This is a genomic window from Streptomyces sp. NPDC007901, from assembly GCF_042959465.1.
GTDB lineage: Bacteria > Actinomycetota > Actinomycetes > Streptomycetales > Streptomycetaceae > Streptomyces.
Window position 1 is genome coordinate 97,594 of record NZ_JBIBKW010000015.1, and the last position, 21,711, is coordinate 119,304.

17 protein-coding genes and 1 riboswitch are annotated in these 21,711 nt (G+C 71.9%); of the genes, 8 read left to right on the plus strand and 9 right to left on the minus strand.

The features are described from left to right. Window positions 1-29 precede the first annotated feature (29 nt). The 3 genes from ACFZDK_RS38000 to ACFZDK_RS38010 form a co-directional block, all read right to left on the minus strand. A complete protein-coding gene (locus ACFZDK_RS38000) occupies window positions 30-1,223 on the minus strand; it encodes an alkaline phosphatase family protein (RefSeq protein ID WP_390979313.1) in 1,194 nt (397 codons plus the stop codon). After that, window positions 1,223-1,810 (minus strand): DUF5998 family protein, encoded by a 588-nt coding sequence (locus tag ACFZDK_RS38005; protein ID WP_390979315.1) that lies wholly within the window; start codon window positions 1,808-1,810, stop codon window positions 1,223-1,225. Before ACFZDK_RS38005 ends, ACFZDK_RS38000 begins: the two co-directional genes overlap by 1 nt. 90 nt (window positions 1,811-1,900) lie before the next feature. Further along, the gene (locus ACFZDK_RS38010) at window positions 1,901-4,750 is read right to left on the minus strand and encodes a GNAT family N-acetyltransferase (protein WP_390979317.1); all 2,850 of its coding nucleotides are present in this window, start codon (window positions 4,748-4,750) and stop codon (window positions 1,901-1,903) included. 177 nt (window positions 4,751-4,927) lie between these two features. On the opposite strand from ACFZDK_RS38010, the gene ACFZDK_RS38015 reads away from it, so the two are divergent. Continuing rightward, window positions 4,928-5,209: an HPr family phosphocarrier protein gene (locus ACFZDK_RS38015; protein ID WP_073492738.1), complete on the plus strand. Its 282-nt coding sequence runs from the start codon at window positions 4,928-4,930 to the stop codon at window positions 5,207-5,209. A gap of 275 nt (window positions 5,210-5,484) precedes the next feature. Here the strand turns inward: ACFZDK_RS38015 and ACFZDK_RS38020 are convergent, their stop codons facing one another. The 4 genes from ACFZDK_RS38020 to ACFZDK_RS38035 all read right to left on the minus strand — a co-directional run bounded on the left by ACFZDK_RS38020 (window position 5,485) and on the right by ACFZDK_RS38035 (window position 10,300). Further along, on the minus strand, window positions 5,485-6,180 hold the full coding sequence (locus ACFZDK_RS38020; protein ID WP_390979320.1) for an FCD domain-containing protein: 696 nt from the start codon (window positions 6,178-6,180) through the stop codon (window positions 5,485-5,487). A gap of 197 nt (window positions 6,181-6,377) precedes the next feature. Continuing rightward, window positions 6,378-7,133 carry a peptidoglycan DD-metalloendopeptidase family protein gene (locus ACFZDK_RS38025; protein WP_390979322.1) on the minus strand — a complete coding sequence of 252 codons (756 nt, stop codon included), beginning with the start codon at window positions 7,131-7,133 and terminating at the stop codon, window positions 6,378-6,380. A gap of 12 nt (window positions 7,134-7,145) precedes the next feature. Continuing rightward, window positions 7,146-7,309: riboswitch (cyclic di-AMP (ydaO/yuaA leader) on the minus strand. 202 nt (window positions 7,310-7,511) lie between these two features. Further along, the gene (locus ACFZDK_RS38030; protein ID WP_390979324.1) at window positions 7,512-8,900 is read right to left on the minus strand and encodes an insulinase family protein; all 1,389 of its coding nucleotides are present in this window, start codon (window positions 8,898-8,900) and stop codon (window positions 7,512-7,514) included. Next, entirely contained in the window at window positions 8,897-10,300 is a 1,404-nt protein-coding gene (locus ACFZDK_RS38035; protein ID WP_390979326.1) for an insulinase family protein, read from the minus strand. The genes ACFZDK_RS38030 and ACFZDK_RS38035 overlap by 4 nt, the downstream gene beginning before the upstream one ends. Window positions 10,301-10,566: 266 nt before the next feature. Between ACFZDK_RS38035 and ACFZDK_RS38040 the strand changes: the two genes are divergently transcribed. Further along, the gene (locus tag ACFZDK_RS38040) at window positions 10,567-13,023 is read left to right on the plus strand and encodes a DNA topoisomerase (ATP-hydrolyzing) (RefSeq protein WP_390979328.1); all 2,457 of its coding nucleotides are present in this window, start codon (window positions 10,567-10,569) and stop codon (window positions 13,021-13,023) included. Here ACFZDK_RS38040 and ACFZDK_RS38045 read toward each other — a convergent pair. Continuing rightward, window positions 13,020-14,084 (minus strand): GTP-binding protein, encoded by a 1,065-nt coding sequence (locus ACFZDK_RS38045; protein ID WP_390979330.1) that lies wholly within the window; start codon window positions 14,082-14,084, stop codon window positions 13,020-13,022. The genes ACFZDK_RS38040 and ACFZDK_RS38045 overlap by 4 nt on opposite strands. 591 nt (window positions 14,085-14,675) lie before the next feature. On the opposite strand from ACFZDK_RS38045, the gene ACFZDK_RS38050 reads away from it, so the two are divergent. Then, window positions 14,676-14,912 carry a hypothetical protein gene (locus ACFZDK_RS38050; protein WP_390979524.1) on the plus strand — a complete coding sequence of 79 codons (237 nt, stop codon included), beginning with the start codon at window positions 14,676-14,678 and terminating at the stop codon, window positions 14,910-14,912. 87 nt (window positions 14,913-14,999) lie between these two features. Continuing rightward, on the plus strand, window positions 15,000-15,647 hold the full coding sequence (locus ACFZDK_RS38055; protein ID WP_390979332.1) for a DUF6082 family protein: 648 nt from the start codon (window positions 15,000-15,002) through the stop codon (window positions 15,645-15,647). Window positions 15,648-15,680: 33 nt separating this feature from the next. On the opposite strand, the gene ACFZDK_RS38060 is transcribed toward ACFZDK_RS38055, so the two are convergent. Beyond that, window positions 15,681-16,847: a citrate synthase gene (locus ACFZDK_RS38060; protein WP_390979334.1), complete on the minus strand. Its 1,167-nt coding sequence runs from the start codon at window positions 16,845-16,847 to the stop codon at window positions 15,681-15,683. Window positions 16,848-16,967: 120 nt separating this feature from the next. Between ACFZDK_RS38060 and ACFZDK_RS38065 the strand changes: the two genes are divergently transcribed. The 4 genes from ACFZDK_RS38065 to ACFZDK_RS38080 all read left to right on the plus strand — a co-directional run bounded on the left by ACFZDK_RS38065 (window position 16,968) and on the right by ACFZDK_RS38080 (window position 21,711). Then, the gene (locus ACFZDK_RS38065) at window positions 16,968-18,224 is read left to right on the plus strand and encodes a citrate/2-methylcitrate synthase (protein WP_390979336.1); all 1,257 of its coding nucleotides are present in this window, start codon (window positions 16,968-16,970) and stop codon (window positions 18,222-18,224) included. A gap of 90 nt (window positions 18,225-18,314) precedes the next feature. Next, the gene (locus tag ACFZDK_RS38070) at window positions 18,315-19,259 is read left to right on the plus strand and encodes a sucrase ferredoxin (protein WP_390979338.1); all 945 of its coding nucleotides are present in this window, start codon (window positions 18,315-18,317) and stop codon (window positions 19,257-19,259) included. A 113-nt stretch (window positions 19,260-19,372) separates the two neighbouring features. Further along, complete coding sequence (locus ACFZDK_RS38075; protein WP_390979340.1) at window positions 19,373-21,034, plus strand: ATP-binding protein; 1,662 nt, start codon at window positions 19,373-19,375, stop codon at window positions 21,032-21,034. Further along, window positions 21,031-21,711, plus strand: a complete 681-nt coding sequence (locus ACFZDK_RS38080; RefSeq protein WP_390979342.1) for a response regulator — start codon at window positions 21,031-21,033, stop codon at window positions 21,709-21,711. Before ACFZDK_RS38075 ends, ACFZDK_RS38080 begins: the two co-directional genes overlap by 4 nt.

Here is a 21,711-nt window from a genome sequence, read left to right on the forward strand (position 1 = left end):
GGTTTCGGTGGGGCGTAGGGACGAGGGTGTCAGGAGCGTACTTCGAGCAGCGGGACGAGCTGCTCGGCGGGGGTCATCGAACCGTGGTTGCCGACCATGGCCGACTCCTTGGGCTCCCGCTCGGAGGCGATGATCAGCACGTCGTCGTGCGCGGCCGCGACCACGTCGCCGATCCGCTCGCGGACCCGCCGGTCGAACCGGTCCGGCGGGCCGAACCAGCCGGCCGCGATCGCCTCGTCCCGCGAGGCCACCCAGAACTGCTCACCGAGCACCTCGCGCCAGCAGGTCAGCACGTCGTCCTCGGCGCCCGGCACCGCGTAGACGTGCCGGGCCCGGCCCTCGCCGCCGAGCAGGGCGACCCCGGCCCGCAGCTCCCAGTCCTCGTCGAAGTCGATGCGGTGCTGCTCGTCGAACGGGATGTCGACCATGCCGTGGTCGGCGGTGACGTACAGCGCGCTGCGCGGCGGGAGCTGCTCGGCGAGCCGCTGGACGAGCCGGTCGACGTGCATGAGCTGGCCACGCCAGGTGTCGGAGTCGACGCCGTAGCGGTGCCCGGCGCCGTCCAGCTCGGCGTAGTACGTGTACACCAGGGAACGGTCGGCGGCGGCCAGCTGCTCCGCCGCGAGGTCCATCCGCTCCTCGCCCGTCAGCCGCCCGTGAAACGTTCCGCCGCTGAGCGCGACCTTGGTCAGCGGGGTGTGCTGGAAGTGCGGGGAGGACACCTGGGCGGCGTGCACCCCGGCGTCCTGAGCGAGCTGGAAGACGGTGGGGTACGGCTGCCAGGCGGCCGGGTCGGTCCAGGGCTGCCAGCGGAGCTGGTTCATCAGCTCGCGGGTGGCCGGATTGCGGACGGTGTAGCCGGGCAGGCCGTGCGCGCCCGGCGGCAGGCCGGTGCCGACGGAGGCCAGGGAGGTCGCGGTGGTCGCCGGGTAACCGGCGGTGATCGGCCGCCCCGTCCCGCCGCGCGAGCTGCCGAGCAGCGAGGTCAGCAAGGGCGCCTCGTCGGGGTGGGCCTTGATCTGCTCCCAGCCCAGCCCGTCGATCAGGAACACGCAGTTGCGGTCGGCCGCGGTCAGTTCCGTGATCGACGCGGTCATTCCGGGGACGGCCATGCCCGCGGCCAGGGTGGGCAGCAGGTCGGCGAGGGAGCCGCTGCCGTACTCGGGCAGCGGCGCGGAGTCCAGGGCGAGCGGTTCCGGGTGGTCCCAGGCGGCGTACGCCATCAGCGCGTGACGTCCGCGGTCGCCTCGGAGATGGCCTGGGCGAAGGCGAGCGCCTGGCGCACCGTCTCCGGGCCGTCCCCCGCCTCGCTGACGCGCAGGCTGAGGTCGTCGGCGGTGGAGTTGCCCGTGTAGCCGTGGTCGGCCTCGCAGTTGGGGTCGCCGCAGGCGGCCGGCTCCAGGTCGATGCGGGAGACCGCGCCCCAGCCGATGGTCAGCACGATCTCGCGGGGCAGGGTGCCCGGCGTGTACTGCTCCGGATTGGCCACGACTCGGCTGAGCACGACCGACGAGATCCGGCCGAGCTTGACCGACTCCGTGGAGGTGGTCGCGTACGGGGTCGGGGAGGTGTCGTCGGCGGCCTGCTCGTCGGTGTGGCTGACGATGAAGCGGTTGCCGGTGAGGACGAGCACGGTCACATGCCGCCGGACCTCGTTCTGGTCGAACGTCGTCTCCTGGTGGACCAGGTACGACCGGATCGGCTCGCCGCCCACGGCGGCCTCCACCGCCTCGGCCACGAGGGCCGGGTAGTAGCCGCTGCGCTCGATCGCGACGCGCAGCCCCTGGGTCGTCGTACTGGTCTTGGCCATGGCGTCCATCTTAATCCGTGGGCAAGGGGACCCGGGCCAGTCGGGAGGCCCGCTTCGAACGCCGTCGCCGGGGGCGGGCGTTCGCTCCGCTCAGTACGCGGGAAGGGTGCGCGGGCCGAGATCGTCGCGCGCGGGCGGGGGTGCGAGGCGGACGGTGGCGCCAAGGACGCTGAGGCCGTGCCGGGCGACCACGACCGGTTCCAGGGTGACCGCGACCACCTCGGGATGGTCGTCGACCAGCCGGGACACCCTGAGCAGCAGCTCCTCCAGGGCGGGCGTGTCGACCGGGGTCGAGCCGCGCCAGCCGAACAGCAGGGGGGCGGTCCGGATCGACCGCACCAGCGAGGTCGCGTCCCGGTCGGTGACCGGAACCAGCCGGTGCGCCATGTCCCCCAGCAGCTGGGACGCGGCCCCCGCGAGCCCGAACGACAGTACGGCCCCGGCGGCCGGGTCGATCACGGCCCGTACGACGGTGTCGACGCCCCGGGGCGCCATCCGCTGCACCACCGGGCGCAGCTCCTCCGGCGATCCGAACAGCTCGGTCAACTCGGCGTACGCCCGGCGCAGTTGCTCCTCGTCCGCGAGGTCGAGCCGCACTCCGCCGAGGTCCGCGCGGTGGCGGAGGTGCGGGGCGGTGGCCTTGAGCGCGACGGGGTAGCCGAGGTCGCGGGCGGCCCCGGCGGCGGCATCGGGGGTGGGGGCGGGCAGGGCGCGGTGCACGTCGATGCCGTACCTGCCGAGCAGCGCGCAGGTCTCCTCGACGCCGAGGGCGAGCCCTTCCCCGCGCTCCAGGAGCGCCCCGATCAGCTCGGCGGTCCCCTTCTCGTCGATGTCGTCGTACTCGGGCACCTTTCCGGGCTCGGCGGCCTCCCGCCGCCACTGCGCGTACTTCACGGCCTCGGCCAGGGCGCGTACGGCGCGTTCGGCGGCGGGGTAGGCGGGGATGAGGCGGGAGCAGGGGTGGAGAGTGGTGGGCGGCGGTGTCCTGTCGGCTGCCGTTTGCGCGGTGGGCGGGCGTTCCGCAGGGCGAGGGAGATCCCCCCGCTCGGGCGGAGCCGAGGCCTGCGGTGCGGTACGGCCCGCGGCCGACAACGCCTCCGCGAGCCCCCCGAGCTCCACGTGCACCACGAGAATCGGCTTGCCCGGAACCTCCTCGGCCGCCGACCGCAGCGCCTCCGCCAGCTCCGCGTCCCCGACCGCCCCCTCCCCGATCGTCGGAATGGCGGTCACGACGACCGCGTCGCACGACTCGTCCGCCAGCGCCCCGGCCAGCGCCCCGTGGAAGTCCGCCGCCGTCGCCCCGGTCGTCAGATCGAGCGGCCGCGCGGGCCGCAGCCCCTCCGCCAGGCACCGGTCGTACGTGAGCAGCCCCAGCGACTCCGAGTTCCCGACGATCGCCACCCGCGGCCCGGCCGGCAGCGGCTGCCGCGCGAGCAGCAGCCCCGCGTCGACCAGCTCCGTGATCGTGTCGACGCGGATCACCCCGGCCTGCCTCAGCAGCGCGGACACCGTGGCGTGCGGCAGCCGGGTCGCCCGTACCGCGTGCCCCTGCGGAGCGGATCCGGCCCCCTGCACCACGACCAGCGGCTTCGCCGCCGCCGTCCGCCGCGCGAGGCGGGTGAACTTGCGCGGGTTGCCGATGGACTCCAGGTACATGAGGACGACGTCGGTGTCGGGGTCGTCGTACCAGTACTGGATGACGTCGTTGCCGGAGACGTCCGCGCGGTTGCCGGAGGAGACGAAGGTGGAGACGCCCGTGGTCCCGGTGACGCCCCCGCCGCGCCGGTGCAGCCGGGAGAGCAGGGCGATGCCGATGGCGCCGGACTGGGCGAACAGGCCGATCCGGCCGGGGCGGGGCATCTCGGGCGCGAGGGAGGCGTTCAGCCGGACGTCGTCCGCGGTGTTGATGATCCCGAAGGCGTTGGGTCCGATGATCCGCATGCCGTACGTGCGCGCCTGCCGGACGAGCTCGCGCTGGCGTGCGCGGCCGTCCTGGCCGCTCTCCGCGTATCCGGAGGCCAGCACCACCAGGCCCTGGACGCCGTGTTCGCCGCAGTCGGTGACGACGCCGGGGACGTGCTCGGCGGGGACGGCCACCACGGCGAGGTCGACCGGCCCGTCGATGTCCCGCACGGAGCGGTGCGCGGGCACCCCGTCGACCTCCTTGAGGTCCTGAGGGAAGGCCTGGTTCACGGCGTGCAGGCGGCCGGTGAAGCCGGCGTCCCGGAGGTTGCCGAGGATGCTGCGGCCGACCCCGCCGGGCGCGCGGCCGACGCCGATCACCGCCACGGAGCCGGGCGCCAGCAGCCGTCGTACCGAACGGGCCTCCGCTCGCTGCTCGCGCGCCCGCTGGACGGCGACGGAGCGGTCCGTGGGCTCCAGGTCGAACTCCAGGCGGACGACACCGTCCTCGAAGCTGCGCTGCTGGGTGTAGCCGGCGTCCGTGAACACCTTGATCATCTTGGAGTTGGCGGGCAGCACCTCGGCCGCGAACCGGCGGATGCCGCGCTCGCGCGCGACGGCGGCGACGTGCTCCAGGAGGGCGGAGGCGACCCCGCGGCCCTGGTGGGCGTCCTGGACGAGGAAGGCGACCTCGGCCTCGTCGGCGGGGGCCGACGCGGGCATGCCGTCGGTGCCAATGCGGTCATAGCGTACGGTTGCGATGAACTCGCCGCCGATGGTGGCCGCGAGTCCCACCCTGTCCACAAAGTCGTGGTGCGTGAAGCGGTGGACGTCCTTGGCGGAGAGCCTGGGATACGGCGCGAAGAAGCGGTAGTACTTCGACTCGTCCGAGACCTGCTCGTAGAAGCTGACCAGCCGGTCGGCGTCGTCGGCGGTGATGGGCCGGATGCGCGCGGTACCGCCGTCGCGCAGTACCACGTCCGCCTCCCAGTGGGACGGGTACTCGTGCCGGTCCTGCGGGTCCGCCGGGGTCTGCATGGGCCCCAGAGTACGGCTCGCGTACGACAACGGCGCGAGGCAGTCTGTGCAGGACGGAAGTCGGACCGAGGCCGCGGTCCGACGACACACCCGGAGGGGGCCCACGCCCGCTCCGGGGATGCTTCACGATATGGGAAACTGGTCTAGACAACCCTGAAAACCGAAGGGCAGCATCACATGGCTGAGCGCCGCGTCAACGTCGGCTGGGCCGAGGGCCTCCACGCCCGCCCCGCTTCCATCTTCGTCCGAGCCGCCACGGCCGCAGGCGTCCCGGTGACGATCGCCAAGGCCGGGGGCAACCCCGTCAACGCGGCCTCCATGCTGGCCGTCCTTGGCCTGGGCGCCCAGGGCGGCGAGGAGATCGTGCTCGCCTCCGAGGCCGAGGGCGCGGACGCCGCCCTCGACCGCCTGGCCAAGCTGGTCGCCGAGGGTCTCGAGGAGCTCCCCGAGACCGTCTGAGCGCCATGGCGCCCGCACGGCCGAGGCCGCGCCACCCCTGCGGGGGCGGCGCGGCCTCGTCGTTTCCGAATCGGCCCGCCGACGGCATGTGCCGGGAATTCATGACAGCCGCCTGCGACTTTACGACGGCTGCGCACCTGTTCATTCAGGAGCTTGCCCTCGGTCATTTCGGCGGGCACGCCGACGACGCGCCACCGGAATTCCCGGAGCGCGTGAATTCGGGCAGCGGAAATACGCCTCCACCGAATAACACCTCTTTGTATACGGCGCGCGTGTTAATGCCGCAGGCCCGACATGTTTACGGGGTGTTGCGAAGTCCTCACACCGTTCGCCCGTTCGGCGCCGCCGGAAAAACGCAGCCGATGGGCGGCCGTCGAGCGCTCGGTGTGCAGCGCGGTGATCGCCCGCGCGCGCTCGCCGTCGCCGCGGGTGACCGCGTCCACGATGGCGCCGTGCTCGGCCCACGACTCGGCGGGGTTGGCGGGCGCGTCGACGGCGTACATCCAGGCGATCTTGTGCCGCAGTTGGGTGAGCGTCGAGGTCAGGGCATGGCTGCCGGTGGCCTGGGCGAGCGTCTCGTGGAACCAGCCGCCCAGCGAGCGCAGGTCCTCGCTGCTGCCCCGGCGGGCCCGCTCCTGGCCCAGCCTGACGAGTCCGCGCAACACCTTGAGGTGGGCCTCGGTGCGGCGCTGGGCGGCCCGGGAGGCGCCCAGCGGCTCCAGCAACAGGCGCATCTCCAGCAGGTCGGCGGCCTCCTGCTCGCTCGGTTCGGCGACGCACGCGCCCGCGTGCCGGCGCGTGACCACGAAGCCCTCGGCCTCCAGCGTGCGCAGGGCCTCGCGGACAGGGACCCGCGAGACGCCGTAGCGGCGGGCCAGGAGTTCCTCGGTGAGCCGGCTGCCGCGCTCGTAGACACCCGCGACGATGTCGTCCCGGATCGCCGTGCATACCGAGTGCGCCGGAATACGCATGTCCGACCTCCGCCTTAATCCCCGTGAAACGCCGCCGAGTGGCGCTCGTTCCGTGACTCTATTGCAATGAGCGGGAATTTCCGACGGCGGGCCGGATTCCATGGATATATTTTGGACAGCAAGGGCACGAAAACGGCGAATGCCCCGGCTCGGGAGCCGGGGCTTCGGAAGATCTCGCGGTGCTCACACCGTCCGCGTCAGACGTTCACGCCGTGCTTGCGGAGGTAGGCGACCGGGTCGACGTCGGAGCCGTACTCGGGGGTGGTGCGGGCCTCGAAGTGGAGGTGCGGGCCGGTCGTGTTGCCCGTGGACCCGGAGAGGCCGATCTGCTGGCCCGGGGTGACCTTCTGGCCCACCGAGACGCCGATGGACGACAGGTGGCCGTACTGGGTGTACATGCCGTCGGCCATCTTGACGACGATCTGGTTGCCGTAGGCCCCGCCCCAGCCGGTGGAGACGACCGTGCCGGTGCCGACGGCGTGCACGACCGTGCCACTGGCGGCATGGAAGTCGATGCCGGTGTGGGCGCCGGAGGACCACAGGGAGCCGCCGGTCTTGTAGCCGGTGGAGACGTACGAGTCGGAGATCGGCGCGACGAAGGCGTTGAGGCGCTTGCGCTCGGCCTCCCGCGCGGCGCGCGCCTTGGCCGCGCGCTCCTTCTTGACCTCCGCGACGGCCTTCTTGCGCGCGGCCTCCTCGGCGGCCTTGCGCTCGGCGGCGGCCTGCTGCGCGGCGGCCTGGGCGGCGATCTGATCGGCGACCGTGTCGCTGACCGTGATGACCGGGGTGAGGCCGGTCTGCTCGACGGAGTTCTCGGCGGCGAGCGCCGGGGCGGCGGAGACGGTGCCGATGACACCCGTGGTGGTGAGGGCCGCGATACCGGCGGCCTGCGCGGTGGTGCGCTTCACCCGGCCGGGACGACGGTGCTTCCCGGAGGCGCACATGAACGCCATGTAGAGGCTGGTCCTTTCCTTCCCTCTCGCCTACCGGGTTAGCTGACGGGTTCGGAGCAGGAAGGTCTCCTACGGGCCCCCTCGCGACTCGCGCGGGCGCCCGATTCACCCCAGGGACGACGTGGGTCCCCGGCTCCCCTGGCTCGCGCCGTACGGGGACTCGGCGATGGCTGTCCGGTGCCGCGGACGCGGCGCACTGCCTGACGGACAGCCCGGAAGAACCTATGAGGGCAGGCTTTCAATGCCCAAACGGATCGCGGCTTTTGTAGCGCATCCCACAGGGCAGACAGGCAACCTCCGCCCCAATTCGGACATTTAAGGGCCCTGGCGACACCACGGTCACCAGGGCCCTCGCACGCGCGTGTGCCCGCCGTCCGGCTACTCGGCGGCGACGACCGTGACGGTGCCGATCCCGAGGGCCTCGACGGGCTCCTTGATCTGCGCCGCGTCACCGACGAGGACGGTCACCAGGCGGTCCACCGGGAAGGCGTTCACGACGGCCGCGGTGGCCTCCACGGTGCCGGTGGCGGCCAGTTGCCGGTAGAGCGTGGCCTGGAAGTCGTCGGGCAGGTGCTGCTCGACCTGGTCGGCCAGGGTGCCCGCGACGGCCGCCGCCGTCTCGTACTTGAGCGGCGCCACGCCGACGAGGTTCTGCACGGCCACATCGCGCTCGGCGTCCGTGAGGCCCTCGGCGGCGAGGGTGCGCAGCACCGTCCACAGGTCCTGGAGGGCGGGGCCGGTGTTCGGGGTGTCCACGGAGCCGCTGATGGCGAGCATCGAGGCGCCGGTGCCGTCGGGGGCGGAGCGCAGGACCTGGCCGAAGGAGCGGACGCCGTAGGTGTAGCCCTTCTCCTCGCGCAGGACGCGGTCCAGGCGGGAGGTGAGGGTGCCGCCCAGGCAGTAGGTGCCGAGCACCTGGGCGGGCCAGACCCGGTCGTGCCGGTCGGGGCCGACGCGGCCGATGAGCAGCTGCGTCTGGACGGCGCCGGGGCGGTCCACGATGACGACGCGGCCGTTGTCGTCGGCGGTGACCGGCGGCACGGGGCGGGGCTGCGCGGTGGAACCGCTCCAGGCGCCCAGGGTCTCGCCGAGCAGCTCGTCCAGGTCGATGCCGGTCAGGTCGCCGACGACGACCGCGGTGGCCGTGGCGGGCCGCACATGGCGGTCGTAGAACGCGCGGACGGCGGCCGCGTCGATCTTCTCGACGGTGTCCTCGGTGCCCTGGCGCGGACGGGACATCCGCGCGGTCGACGGGAAGAGCTCCTTGTAGAGCTCCTTGGCGGCACGGCGGCTGGGGTTGGCCAGCTCGTGCGGGATCTCGTCGAGGCGGTTGCGGACCAGCCGCTCGACCTCGCTGTCGGCGAAGGCGGGCGCCCTGAGGGCGTCGGAGAGCAGCCCAAGGCCCTTGGCGAGGCGGGAGGCCGGGACCTCCAGGCTGATCCGGACGCCGGAGTGGTCGGCGTGCGCGTCGAGGGTGGCGCCGGCCCGCTCCAGCTCGGCGGCGTACTCCTCGGCGGAGTGCTTGTCGGTGCCCTCGGAGAAGGCGCGCGCCATGATCGTGGCCACGCCGTCCAGGCCGGTTGGTTCGGCGTCCAGGGGCGCGTCCAGGAGCACCTCGACGGCGACGACCTGCTGGCCGGGGCGGTGGCAGCGCAGCACGGTCAGGGCGTTGTCCAGGGTGCCGCGGTCGGGGGCCGGGAAGGCCCAGGGCCTGGCCTCGCCGGGCTGGGGCTGCGGGTGGAAGTCCATGCTGGCGAGCTCGGTCACTTGGCCGTCTCCTCGTTCTCGTTGCCGGCCTCTACGGTCGCTTCCTGCTCCGGGTCCTCGCCGCGCCCCGCCTCCTGGGTGTGCTCCGCGGACTCCGCGGACAGCGGCTCGTAGACGAGCACCGCGCGGTTGTCGGGGCGCAGGCGGGCCTTGGCGACCTCCTGGACCTCCTCGGGGGTGACCTGCAGGACGCGCTGGACGGCGGTCAGGGCGAGCTGCGGGTCGCCGAACAGGACGGCGAAGCGGCACAGTTCGTCCGCGCGGCCCGCGACGGTGCCCAGCCGGTCCAGCCACTCGCGCTCCAACTGGGCCTGGGCGCGCTCCATCTCCTCGGGCGTGGGGCCCTCCGCGGCGAACCGGGCGAGCTCCTCGTCGATGGCGGTCTCGATGACCGGCACCTCGACGTCACCGGAGGTCTTCACGTCCAGCCAGCCCAGGGAGGGCGCCCCGGCGAGCCGCAGCAGGCCGAACCCGGCCGCGACGGCCGTACGGTCGCGCCGGACCAGGCGGTTGTACAGGCGGGAGGACTCGCCGCCGCCGAGGACGGTGAGGGCCAGGTCGGCCGCGTCGGACGCGCGCGTGCCGTCCTCCGGGAGCCGGTAGGCGGCCATCAGCGCCCGCGCGGGGACCTCTTCCACGACGACCTCGCGCAGCTGCTCGCCCATGGTCTCGGGCAGCGAGCCGTCGCGCGGGGTGGGCTTGCCGTCGTGCGCCGGGATGGAGCCGAAGTACTTCTCGACCCAGGCGAGCGTCTGCTGCGGGTCGATGTCGCCGACGACGGACAGGACGGCGTTGTTGGGCGCGTAGTAGGTGCGGAAGAACGCGCGGGCGTCCTCCAGGGTGGCCGCGTCCAGGTCGGCCATCGAGCCGATCGGCGTGTGGTGGTAGGGGTGACCCTCCGGGTAGGAGAGGGCGGTCAGCTTCTCGAAGGCCGTGCCGTAGGGCACGTTGTCGTAGCGCTGGCGGCGCTCGTTCTTGACGACGTCGCGCTGGTTCTCCATCGACTCGTCGTCCAGGGCGGCGAGCAGGGAGCCCATCCGGTCGGCCTCCAGCCAGAGGGCGAGCTCCAGCTGGTGGGCGGGCATGGTCTCGAAGTAGTTGGTGCGCTCGAAGCTCGTGGTGCCGTTGAGCGAGCCGCCGGCGCCCTGGACGAGTTCGAAGTGGCCGTTGCCCTTCACCTGGGCGGAGCCCTGGAACATCAGGTGCTCGAAAAGGTGAGCCAGGCCGGTACGGCCCTTGACTTCGTGCCGGGAACCGACGTCGTACCAGAGGCAGACCGCGGCGACCGGGGTCAGGTGGTCCTCGGAGAGCACCACGCGCAGACCGTTGGCCAAGCGGTGTTCGGTCGCTGTCAGGCCTCCGGAGCCTGCCTCGGCCGTGGTCGTGTGACCCATGGGCATGTACGTCCCTTCGCTCGCGGAAGCGGTGTAGAACCGCGGTTTTTCTGCCGGTCCTGCCACTGTATGCAAGCGTGCGGGGACCCGGCGAAGTTCCCGCACGACGTACGCCCAGAGCGGATCGCGTAGCCTGCGTCCCACCCGCTCCCGAACGCCGCCGAGGCACCGGGGCGGGCCGCGGAGACCGGGTCCTGGCCCGCGTTGTCAGTACCGCGGTCCACAATGGTCCGCGTCAGATCCGTTCACGCATGAGCAAGGAGCCGGCAGCGATGGCCCGCCGCAGCACGAAGACCCCGCCGCCCGACGACTCGTTCGAGGAGAGAATCCTCGACATCGACGTCGTGGACGAGATGCGCGGCTCCTACCTCGAGTACGCGTACTCGGTCATCTACTCGCGCGCCCTGCCGGACGCCCGCGACGGTCTCAAGCCGGTGCACCGCCGGATCGTCTACCAGATGAACGAGATGGGCGTGCGTCCCGACCGCGCCTACGTGAAGTGCGCGCGCGTGGTCGGCGAAGTGATGGGTAAGTTGCACCCGCACGGCGACGCGTCGATCTACGACGCGCTGGTGCGCATGGCGCAGCCGTTCTCGATGCGCGTCCCGCTGGTCGACGGCCACGGCAACTTCGGCTCCCTGGGCAACGACGACCCGCCGGCCGCGATGCGGTACACCGAGTGCCGGATGGCCGAGGCGACCAGCCTGATGACCGAGTCGATCGACGAGGACACGGTCGACTTCTCGCCCAACTACGACGGCCAGGAGCAGGAGCCGGTGGCGCTGCCCGCCGCCTTCCCGAACCTGCTGGTGAACGGCTCGTCGGGCATCGCGGTCGGCATGGCGACCAACATGCCGCCGCACAACCTCGGCGAGGTGATCGCCGCCGCCCGCCACCTGATCCGCTATCCGAACGCGGACCTGGACACGCTGATGAAGCACGTGCCGGGCCCCGACCTGCCCACCGGCGGCCGGATCGTCGGCCTGGAGGGCGTCCGGGACGCGTACGAGACGGGCCGCGGCACCTTCAAGATCCGGGCCACCGTGGCGGTGGAGACGGTCACGGCCCGCCGCAAGGGCCTGGTCATCACCGAACTGCCCTTCACGGTCGGCCCCGAGAAGGTCATCGGCAAGATCAAGGACCTGGTCAACGCCAAGAAGCTGCAGGGCATCGCCGACGTCAAGGACCTCACCGACCGCGAGCACGGGCTGCGCCTGGTCATCGAGATCAAGAACGGCTTCGTGCCGGAGGCGGTCCTGGAGCAGCTCTACAAGCTCACGCCGATGGAGGAGTCCTTCGGCATCAACAACGTGGCCCTGGTGGACGGGCAGCCGCTCACCCTGGGCCTCAAGGAGCTCCTCGAGGTCTACCTCGACCACCGCTTCGAGGTGGTCCGCCGGCGCAGCGAGTTCCGCCGCACCAAGCGCCGCGACCGCCTCCACCTGGTCGAGGGCCTGCTCACCGCCCTGGTCGACATCGACGAGGTCATCCGTCTGATCCGCTCCAGTGAGAACAGCGCGGACGCCAAGCAGCGCCTGATGGAGCGCTTCTCCCTCTCGGAGATCCAGACCCAGTACATCCTCGACACGCCGCTGCGTCGCCTCACCAAGTACGACCGCATCGAGTTGGAGTCGGAGAAGGACAAGCTCACCGCGGAGATCGCCGAGCTGACCCGGATCCTGGAGTCGGACGCGGAGCTGCGCAAGCTGGTCTCGGCCGAACTGGCCGCGGTCGCCAAGAAGTTCGGCACCGAGCGGCGCACGGTCCTGCTGGAGGCCTCGGGCGCTGCGGCGGCCGTGGTGCCGCTCCAGGTGGCCGACGACCCGTGCCGGGTGCTGCTGTCCTCGACGGGCCTGCTGGCGCGTACGACGAACGGCGAGCCGTTCCCGGAGGACGCCGACGGCAGGCGCGCCAAGCACGACGTGATCGTCTCGGCGGTCCCGGCGACCGCGCGCGGCGAGGTCGGCGCGGTGACCTCGACGGGCCGGCTGCTCCGGATCAACGTGGTCGACCTCCCGCAGCTCCCGGACACGGCGACCGCCCCCAACCTCGCGGGCGGCGCGCCCCTGTCCGAGTTCCTCTCCCTGGAGGACGGCGAGGCGGTGGTCTGCCTGACCACGCTGGACGAGTCCTCGCCCGGTCTCGCCCTCGGCACCGAGCAGGGAGTGGTCAAGCGCGTGGTCCCCGACTACCCGTCCAACAAGGACGAGTTGGAGGTCATCACGCTCAAGGAGGGCGACCGGATCGTCGGCGCGGTGGAGCTGCGCACCGGCGAGGAGGACCTGGTCTTCATCACCGACGACGCGCAGCTGCTGCGCTACCAGGCCTCCCAGGTGCGTCCGCAGGGCCGCCCGGCGGGCGGTATGGCGGGCATCAAGCTCACGGACGGCGCGAAGGTCATCTCCTTCACGGCCGTGGATCCGGCGGCCGACGCGGTGGTCTTCACGGTGGCCGGCTCGCGCGGCACGCTCGACGACTCCGTCCAGACGACGGCCAAGCTGACCCCGTTCGACCAGTACCCGCGCAAGGGCCGCGCCACCGGCGGCGTCCGCTGCCAGCGCTTCCTCAAGGGCGAGGACTGCCTGTCCTTCGCCTGGGCGGGCCCGGTCCCGGCGAAGGCGGCGCAGAAGAACGGCACCCCGGCCGAGCTCCCGGAGATCGACCCGCGCCGCGACGGCTCCGGCGTGTCGCTGCAGAAGACGGTGTCGGTGGTGGCGGGCCCGGTCTAGGCCCCGGTCTCGGCCTCGTCGTAGTCGTCGCCCTGTACGTACCGCAGGACGCCCCACATGCCGTGCTCGTCGGCGTGTGGGGCGTCGTTCGTGCACGCCTCCAACTCCTTGCGCAGGGCAGGCGCGTCGATGCCGGAGCCGATGAGCACGAGCTGCGTGAGCCGCTCCTCGCCCGGCCCCCAGGCCTCCGGGTAGAAGCGCAGAAACCGCCCCACCGCGTGCACGCCGTACCGGTTCCCGGTGTCGTAAGGCCCGAAGTCGACGTGCCCCTTGATCCGGTAGAGCCCCTCGGGCCGGCTGTCGAGGAAGGTCATCAGCCGACGGGGGTCCACCGGCATCTCGGAGACGAAGGACAGACTGTCGTACGCGGTGTGCAGATGCCCCTCGTGCCCGCCGTCGGCGTCATGATCGTGCAGGTCGTCGAAGGACAGCTGCCCGATGCGCTCCTCGCCGGGCCGGCAGTCGAACAGGTACTCGGGGTCGATACGGCCGTAGGTGGCCGGTACGACGGCGGCCCCGGGGTCGGCGAGCGACCGCACGAGCCCGAGCACACCGTCGCGGTCACCGGCCCGGTCGAGCTTGTTGACGACGACGAGGTCCGCGAGGGCGAGGTGCCGGTCGATCTCGGGGTGCTTCGCGCGCGTGGCGTCGAACTCGGCGGCGTCGACGACCTCGACGAGACCGCCGTAGACGATGCCGGGATGCTCGCTGGCGAGCAGCATCCGGACGAGTTCCTCGGGTTCGGCGAGACCGCTGGCCTCGATGACGATGACTTCGAGACCGGTGGCCGGGTTCGCGAGCCGCTCCAGGTACACGTCCAGCTCACTGGCGTCGACGGCGCAGCACAGGCACCCGTTGCCGAGCGAGACGGTCGAGTCGCCGAGAGCTCCGGCGACGGCCATGGCATCGATCTCGATGGCCCCGAAGTCATTGACGATCGCCCCGATGCGGCTGCCCCCACTGCGGTGCAGCAGGTGGTTGAGGAGCGTGGTCTTGCCGGAGCCCAGGAATCCGGCGAGGACGACGACGGGGATCTGCCGGGGGCTGCGGTGGTGCTCCAACGGGGGGCCTTTCTGACGCGGACGCGCACACCGGCTCGCGGGAGGACGCGTCCCCGGGGTTCGGGTACCACGCCAGGATACGAGCGGCACGAACCTCTCGAAGTGAACGATTGTCAGCGGCACGTGTGGGGCAGACGTTGGAGAAGGCGCCGGTTCGTGCGGCCCTCCCTTCCTTCTGCGCGCCTCTTCTCGGCCTCCCGTGTGCCGTTCTGCGCCGCCCGGCGGACGGTCCGCATGAATTCGGGGGTTGGCGTGGCCCTCGGCCCGCTGAGCAGGGCCGCGGCGCGCTCCTATGGGATGCCACGCGCCATCACCGCGGGGGTCTGCGGGAGGGATCGAAGGAGGCGGACTTCGACCGGCCGGCGGGTTGACTGCTCACGAACCCTCAACCAGACAACGTTTCAACGGCGAGAAACTGACCCGAGTAAACACGCCCACGCGAACGGGACATCACGCTAGCTTTTGCACGCCTGCCGGGCCTCATCCCCTTCCCCGCAGTGCGCCTAACGCCGTGCCCGACAGCCCCACCCTTTTACTGTCGGATCACGCGTACAGCAGCCCTGGACCGATTGAGCAGGAGTCTTGAACAATTTGAAGATCGTCCGGCGTGTGGGTGCGTCACCTCGTCAGCGAGGAAGCCGGAACGGGCAGACCTGCCCCGACATCTTTGAACTGAATGACGGCAGCTTCGCCGTGATCGGCACTGACCGCACAAACGAGCTGGAGCACAAGCTGCCGCCCGACGCGAGCCGAGCGGACTATGAGCGGATCGTGGTCATCACCCGGGAAACTCTTCTCCGCGCCAAGGGGGACATCCCGGACCAGTGAGAAGCCCTGGCGGCGGTTGTGGCGGCCGTGCACACCGGCGAAAATGACGCCCGCGGACTGCAAACAGCTGTGGACGAGGGGGATTTGATGACCGTCGATCGCCGCGCCGTCGCCCGACGAGGAGCCATCTGGAGTGTCGGCGTCCTCGCTTCACTCGGCACCATCCTCGCGACACCATTCACTCTCCGTTCCCTCGCCCCCAAGGGAACGGATTGGGAGCGACTCAGCGCCGTAAGTCAGACATACGGCGCTGTGTCCGTTCTCATCTCCGCCGCAGCACTGGTCGGTGTTGCCGTGTCGCTCGCCTATCAGGGGCGCCAGACCCGCATACAGAACGAGGAAGCGCATCGGTCCGCCCATCGGGAACTGGTACTCCTCACTCTCAGCGACCCTGCCTACGAGGTGTGCTGGGAACCGCCCAACACCTCCATGACGCGTGAGAAGTGGAAACAACTGCTGGTCGCCAACCTGATCGTCAGCATGTGGAGCACCGACTACAAACTCGGCCTCATGGACAGCCATCTGGCCCGATCGGTTCTTCAGGACTATTTCCGCGGCGAAGTCGGCCGCGCGTACTGGCACAACAGCGGGCCGTCCTGGCATCGGTATTTCGCCAACAGCCGGGACAAACACGAGCGGGAGTTCCTGGGCCTCGCCGAGGAGGCATACAGGTCCGCCGTCGCGGCCGGCGCCCCCGTACCCACCTCGGCCTACTTCCTGCCGTTCACCGACTGATCGTCAGCCGGTTCCGCTACAAGCCGCATCAGGTCATCCGGCGGCTGGGACCGCGATCTCCGGTTCCGGTCCCACATACCGCGCCACCGGGCGGATGATCTTCGAGTCCGCCGCCTGTTCCAGGATGTTGGCGCTCCAGCCGACCACGCGGGCCGCCGCGAACGTCGGGGTGAACATCTCGCGGGGCAGGCCGCACAGTTCCATGACCACGCCCGCGTAGAACTCCACGTTGGTGTGGAGCTCGCGGCCGGGCTTCAGCTCGGCGAGGATGCGTTCGACGTGGCGTTCGACCTCGACGGCGAACTCGACCCGGGGACCGCCGAACCCCTCGGCGATCTCACGCAGCATGCGGGAACGCGGGTCCTCCGTGCGGTAGATCGCGTGCCCGAAGCCCATCACGCGGTCGCCGGCGAGGACCCTTTCGCGGATCCACGGGTCGATCCGGTCCGGCGTCCCGATCGCGTCCAGGGTGTCCAGCGCCCGGCTGGGCGCGCCCCCGTGCAGCGGCCCGGACAGCGCACCGACCGCCCCGACGAGACAGGCCGCGACATCCGCGCCGGTCGACGCGATGACCCGAGCCGTGAATGTTGATGCATTGAATCCATGGTCAATGGTCGAGATCAAGTATTGCTCGACCGCACGCGCCCGCCGGGCGTCCGGCTCCGAACCGGTCAACATGTACAGGTAGTTGGCCGCATACGACAGATCCTCGCGCGGCTCCACCGGTTCGAGCCCCCGCCCGAGCCGGTACAGCGCCGTGAGGAGCGTCGGGACGGCCGCGCAGGCGGCGACCGTGTCGGCCCGCCGCCCGTCCGCGTCGATGTCGTACACCGGCCGGAACCCCTGGGCGGCGCCGAGCAGCGAGAGCGCCGTGCGCATCCCGGCGAGCGGGCCGGACGCCCCGCTCGCCGGGGCCACCGCGCGCAGGGCCGCCCGGACCCCGTCCGGCAGCCGCCGTAGCGCCGCGGTCTCGGCGGCGAAGGCGGCGGCGCGCTCCGCGTCCGGCAGTTCGCCGTGGACCAGGAGGTGCCAGACGTCCTCGAAGCCCCGGGTGCGGGCGAGTTCGACGGCCGAGTACTGGCGGTAGTGGTAGAAGCCCTGACTGCCCCGGACATCACCGACCTCGGTGTCCGTGACGACGACGCCGGCGAGCCCGCGCGGCACCTCGACAAGGGTCGACGCGGTTCGGTTGACGGCCATGATGTGCCTCCGTTTTCCTCCCTGAACTTGACTTGACTGTCCATTATTGACTTTAGATGTGTCAACATTGATTGAATCAATGTCCCATCGATATGTCCCGGAGCCCACTACGGTGGCGCCATGCGCGATCAACAACCCGCTCCCGGCAGTCCCGCGCGACGGCTGAGCACCAAGGAGACCGCCGAACTGCTCGGCGTGAAGCCCGAGACCGTGTACGCCTATGTGAGCCGCGGTCAGCTCAGCAGCAGGCGTGAGCCCGGCGGCCGCGCCAGCACCTTCGACGCCAGGGAGGTGGAGGCACTCGCCCGGCGCAACAGGCGGGAGGCCGTGGGGAGTCCGGGGTCCGGCGGCGATCTGTCGGTGCGCACCCGGATCACGCTGATCGACAAGGACCGGTACTTCTACCGGGGCGTCGACGCCACCGAACTCGCCACGCGCCACTCCTACGAGGAGGTGGCCGAGTGGCTGTGGACGGGCCGGATGAACCGGGGCGTGGCCCTGACCGCCCCGGAGGCCACCGTCGCCGTCGCCCGCCGTGCCGTCGACGCGCTGCCGGAACACACCACCCCCACCGACCGGCTGCGGGTCGCGACGATCGCCGCGGCGGCCGAGGACCCGTTGCGCTTCGACCTGTCCGAGGAGGCCGTGCTCGGCACCGCGCGGGTGCTGATCCCCACGCTCGTCGCCGCGCTGCCGGTGCAGCACCGCGGCCGGCAGGACGACGGCCCGCTGGCCCACCGGCTGTGGCGCAGGCTGACCGGTATCGATCCCGAGGACGCCGCGCTGCGCGTCCTGGACACGGCGCTCGCGCTGCTGGTCGACCACGACCTGGCGGCCTCCACGCTCGCCGTCCGGGTCGCCGCCTCCGCACGCGCCCACGCGTACGCGGCCGTGTCGGCCGGGCTCGGTGTGCTCGAAGGCCCCCTGCACGGCGCCTCCAGCGGCCTCGCCCACCGGATGCTGCTCGACGTCCTCGACCAGGGCACCGCCGTCACGGTGATCGCGGACGAGCTCCGCGCGGGCCGCCGTATCCCCGGACTCGGCCACCGCCTGTACCAGGGCGAGGACCCCCGTGCGCGGGTCCTGTTCGCGCTCCTGGAGGACCTCCCGCGCGCGCAGCCCGCCCTGCTCGCGGCCCGGGACATCGTCGCCACGACCGCCCGGCACACTCCGCTGCACGCCAACGTGGACCTGGCGCTGGCCGTGTTCACGGCCTCCTGCGGCATGCCGGCCACCGCGGGCGAGACGATCTTCGCCGTCGCACGGACGGCGGGATGGATCGCGCACGCCCTGGAGGAGTACGGCGAACGCCCGTTGCGCATGCGCCCCAGCGGCCACTACGTGGGCCCGAAGCCCCCGCAGCCCCTGCCGGAGTGACCCTCTCGGCGGGCCGGGCGGGCGAGTCGGACGGGGTGGACGGGCGGGGCCGGAAGTCGCCCCGGGCAAAGTCAGGTTAGGCTCACCTCTGTGAGTAGGTGCGCAACCGTCTCCCGGATGCTCGACGAGCCCGTTTCCGGCACCGCCGCCACCGCGACGACGTGGCTGCTGCTGGAACAGCCCGGCCCGTGGGGTGCCAAGGCGCTCACTTCGAGCCATCTGGACCCCGCGCTGGGCCGCGCCCTGGAGGCCGCCGCCAAGGGGACCGGCGTTCGGGTCGCGCTCATCCGCCGCCCCGGCCGGCATGCGGACCCCGGCACCCCCGCGGTACGACAGGTGTACGTGGCCCACACGGTCCCCGGGAACGTCTGGCTGCACAGCGCCACCACGCGCGATCCCCGGCAGCTGCTCGGGCTGGACTTCGCCGCGCTGGGCGCGGGCGACCACCGCTCGTTCGGCGCCGCGCTCGGCGGCCGCCCGCACCAGGGCGGCCCGCTCGCGCTCGTCTGCACCAACGGCAAGCGGGACCGCTGCTGCGCCCTGCTGGGCCGCCCGCTCGCCGCGGAGCTGGCCGCGTCCGGTGTACAGGGCACCTGGGAGGTCACCCATCTGGGTGGTCATCGCTTCTCGCCGACGGTGCTCGTCCTGCCGTACGGCTACGCGTACGGCCGCGCCGAGGCCCACGCCGTCAAGGAGATCCTGCACGGCGCCCAGGAGGGCCGTGTGGTGCTGGAGGGGTGCCGCGGGTGCTCCGCCTGGGAACGGCCCGCCCAGGCGGCCGAGCTGGCCGTCCGCGAGGCGGTGGGCGAGTACGCGGCGGACGTGCTGAGCGTCGTACGGACCGAGGGCGCGGCCCCGCACTGGGACGTCACCGTCGCCCACACCGACGGCCGCCGCTGGCAGGTCGGCGTGGACCAGGGCTCCTCCCTGCCGCCCCGCCCGGAGAGCTGCGGGGTGTCGGTGCTGGGATCGCCGGCCCGGATGGACGTGGTGTCGCTCAGGGAAGTGCGCACGACGACGGCGCTGGCGAGCTGACCCGGCCCTGGAGTCGGTTTTCCGATCTTCGAGGCGCTTTTCCCAAGGAATGGTCAAGAGATCCATGCCACACCCCTACGGTGCGGCGCCCCCGCGCACGTACCGTCGTGGGTATGAGCCCCACGCCCCCCGCGCGCCGTCTGCGCCCCCGGCTGCCCCGGAAGGTGTTCTCGCAGGTCCTGCTGATGCAGGTGGCGATAGCCGCCGGGGTCGCGGTGCTCGCGACCGGGCTCTTCCTGGCGCCGCTGAGCAAGCAGCTGGACCAGGAGGCGATGCGCAGAGCGCTGGCCATCGCCCAGACCACGGCGCAGGACCCGCAGATCGCCGAGGGCGTCCTGACCACCCCGCCCAGCGTGAACGGGCCGGTGCAGAAGGAGGCCGAGCGGATCCGCAAGGCCACCCACGCCGAGTACATCGTGGTGATGGACCGGGGCGGATTCCGCTGGTCCCACACCACGCCCTCGGAGATCGGCCGCCATGTCTCGACCGACCCCACGGAGGCACTGGACGGCAAGGAGGTCATGCAGATCGACAACGGCACCCTGGGCCGCTCCGCGCGGGGCAAGGTGCCGCTGTACGACGCGAAGCACCGGATCATCGGGGCGGTCTCGGTCGGTATCGCCTACGACAGCGTGCGGGCCCGGCTGCTGAGCGCGATCCCGGGGCTGTTCGCGTACGCCGGCGGCGCGCTCGCGGTCGGTGCGCTGGCCGCCTGGCTGATCTCCCGACGGGTCCAGCGACAGACCCGTGACCTGGCCTTCTCCGACATCTCGGCGCTACTCTCGGAGCGCGAGGCGATGCTGCACGGCATCCGGGAAGGCGTCGTCGCCCTGGACCGCGGCGGCCGCATCCGGCTGCTGAACGACGAGGCGAGACGGCTCCTCGGCATCGGTGACGAGGCCGTCGGCCTGCCCCCGGACGAGGCGCTCGGCGAGGGCCGTACGACCGACGTCCTGGCCGGCCGGGTGGCCGGCACCGATCTGCTCACCGTGCGCGGCCAGCGGGTCCTGGTCGCCAACCGCATGCCTACCGACGACGGCGGCGCCGTCGCCACCCTGCGCGACCGCACCGAGCTGGAGCAGCTCGGCCGCGAACTCGACTCCACGCGCGGTCTCATCGACGCCCTGCGCGCCCAGGACCACGAGCACGCCAACCGTATGCACACCCTGCTCGGGCTGCTGGAGCTGGAGATGTACGACGACGCCGTGGAGTTCGTCGGCGAGGTGGTCGGCGACCACCGGGTCACCGCCGAGCAGGTCACGGAGAAGATCCAGGATCCGCTGCTGGCCGCGCTGCTGGTCGGCAAGGCCACCGTCGCCGCCGAGCGCGGGGTCGCCCTGTGGGTCTCGGACCGCACCCGGCTCCCGGACCGGCTGGTCGATCCGCGGGGTCTGGTCACGGTCGTGGGCAACCTCGTGGACAACGCGCTGGACGCGGTCGCCGGTACGCCGCACGCGCGCGTGGAGGTCGAGTTGTGCGCCGAGGGCCGCACGATCGTCCTCAGGGTGCACGACACCGGGCCCGGGATCCCGGCACAGCAGCGGGAGGTGGTCTTCACCGAGGGGTGGTCCACCAAGAAGCCGCCCGCGCACGGCAAGCGCGGCATCGGGCTCCCCCTGGTGCGGCGGTTCGCCGAACGGCAGGGCGGCAGCGCGACCGTGGGCGAGGCGGAGGGCGGGGGCGCGCAGTTCACGGTCGTGCTCCCCGAGGCGCTGACCGAACCGGAGCTGGAGCTGGACGCGGCGCTCACCCCGGCGGACGAGGAGACACGATGATCCAGGTCCTGGTCGTGGACGACGACACCCGGGTCGCCCGGGTCAACGCCGCCTACGTCGAGAAGGTGCCGGGCTTCCAGGTGGCCGGCGAGGCCCACAACGCGGCCGACGCGCTGCGCCAGTTGGAGACGCTGCCCCATCTCGACCTGGTCCTGATGGACCACTACCTGCCCGACGACACGGGCCTCTCGGTGGTCCAGGAGATGCGCCGGCGCGGCCACCAGACCGACGTGATCATGGTGACGGCGGCCCGGGACGTGTCGACCGTGCAGGCGGCCATGCGCCAGGGCGCCCTGCAGTACCTGGTGAAGCCGTTCGCGTTCGCGGGACTGCGGGCCAAGCTGGAGGCGTACGCGCGGCTGCGGCGCACCCTGGACGGCGGCGGCGAGGCCGAACAGGCCGAGGTGGACCGCATCTTCGGCGCCCTGTCCGCGCCGTCCGAGCCGCAGCTGCCCAAAGGGCACTCCCCCACCACCGCCGAGCTGGTCCGGCAGTGCCTGATGAACGCCGAGGGGCCGCTGTCCGCCCAGGAGATCGCCGAGCGGACCGGAGTGAGCCGGCAGACCGCCCAGCGTTATCTGAAGCTCCTGGAGCGTACCGGACGGGCCCGGCTGACCCTCAAGTACGGCGACGCGGGCCGGCCCGAACACCGTTACGTGTGGGCGACCCGCGGCTGA

What these genes read in the sequence shown, in the direction of transcription:
- ACFZDK_RS38000 (WP_390979313.1), bottom strand. Translation starts at nt 1,223, where the DNA reads ATGGCGTACGCCGCCTGGGACCACCCGGAACCGCTCGCCCTGGACTCC.
- ACFZDK_RS38005 (WP_390979315.1), bottom strand. Translation starts at nt 1,810, where the DNA reads ATGGCCAAGACCAGTACGACGACCCAGGGGCTGCGCGTCGCGATCGAG.
- ACFZDK_RS38010 (WP_390979317.1), bottom strand. Translation starts at nt 4,750, where the DNA reads ATGCAGACCCCGGCGGACCCGCAGGACCGGCACGAGTACCCGTCCCAC.
- ACFZDK_RS38015 (WP_073492738.1), top strand. Translation starts at nt 4,928, where the DNA reads ATGGCTGAGCGCCGCGTCAACGTCGGCTGGGCCGAGGGCCTCCACGCC.
- ACFZDK_RS38020 (WP_390979320.1), bottom strand. Translation starts at nt 6,180, where the DNA reads ATGCGTATTCCGGCGCACTCGGTATGCACGGCGATCCGGGACGACATC.
- ACFZDK_RS38025 (WP_390979322.1), bottom strand. Translation starts at nt 7,133, where the DNA reads ATGGCGTTCATGTGCGCCTCCGGGAAGCACCGTCGTCCCGGCCGGGTG.
- ACFZDK_RS38035 (WP_390979326.1), bottom strand. Translation starts at nt 10,300, where the DNA reads ATGCCCATGGGTCACACGACCACGGCCGAGGCAGGCTCCGGAGGCCTG.
- ACFZDK_RS38040 (WP_390979328.1), top strand. Translation starts at nt 10,567, where the DNA reads ATGGCCCGCCGCAGCACGAAGACCCCGCCGCCCGACGACTCGTTCGAG.
- ACFZDK_RS38055 (WP_390979332.1), top strand. Translation starts at nt 15,000, where the DNA reads ATGACCGTCGATCGCCGCGCCGTCGCCCGACGAGGAGCCATCTGGAGT.
- ACFZDK_RS38060 (WP_390979334.1), bottom strand. Translation starts at nt 16,847, where the DNA reads ATGGCCGTCAACCGAACCGCGTCGACCCTTGTCGAGGTGCCGCGCGGG.
- ACFZDK_RS38065 (WP_390979336.1), top strand. Translation starts at nt 16,968, where the DNA reads ATGCGCGATCAACAACCCGCTCCCGGCAGTCCCGCGCGACGGCTGAGC.
- ACFZDK_RS38075 (WP_390979340.1), top strand. Translation starts at nt 19,373, where the DNA reads ATGAGCCCCACGCCCCCCGCGCGCCGTCTGCGCCCCCGGCTGCCCCGG.
- ACFZDK_RS38080 (WP_390979342.1), top strand. Translation starts at nt 21,031, where the DNA reads ATGATCCAGGTCCTGGTCGTGGACGACGACACCCGGGTCGCCCGGGTC.